A 671-nucleotide genomic window follows, 5' to 3' on the forward strand; every position below is an offset into this window, starting at 1 on the left:
CGTGGCAAACGCAAGCCTCTACCCGCTAACTTGCCACGAATCGAAGTCATCCACGAACTCCCCGAACACGAACTGACCTGCATTTGCGGCTGCCGCAAACATACCATCGGCGAAGAAACCAGCGAACAGCTGGAGATCGTGCCGATGCAGATCCGGGTGATCAAACACATCCGCAAGGTCTACGGCTGCCGTGGTTGTGAAACTGCACCGGTCACCGCCGACAAACCCGCGCAACTGATCGAAAAAAGCATGGCCAGCCCCAGCGTGTTGGCCATGTTGCTGACCGCCAAGTATGTCGATGGCCTGCCGCTGCACCGTTTCGAAAAAGTCCTCGCTCGCCACGGTGTCGATATCCCGCGTCAAACCCTGGCGCGCTGGGTGATCCAGTGCTGCGAACACTTCCAACCGCTGTTGAATCTGATGCGTGATCGGTTACTGGAAAGTCCGATTGTTCACTGCGATGAAACGCGAGTGCAGGTGCTCAAAGAGCCAGGTCGAGACCCGACCAGCCAATCCTGGATGTGGGTACAAGCCAGCGGCCCACCGGCGCGACCAATCCTTCTTTTTGACTACACCACCAGTCGAGCGCAGGAGGTGCCGTTGCGGCTGCTCGGCGACTATCGTGGCTATTTGATGACTGACGATTACGCCGGCTATAACGCCTTGGCCGC

General features: G+C 58.1%; 1 protein-coding gene. It reads left to right on the top strand.

Annotation, left to right across the window (positions count from 1 at the left end):
- Positions 1-671, top strand: a 671-nt coding sequence (gene tnpC / locus AC07W0_RS30935; RefSeq protein ID WP_495029354.1) for an IS66 family transposase, incomplete at both ends; no start/stop codon positions are given.

The organism is Pseudomonas sp. GW704-F2 (assembly GCF_059423025.1).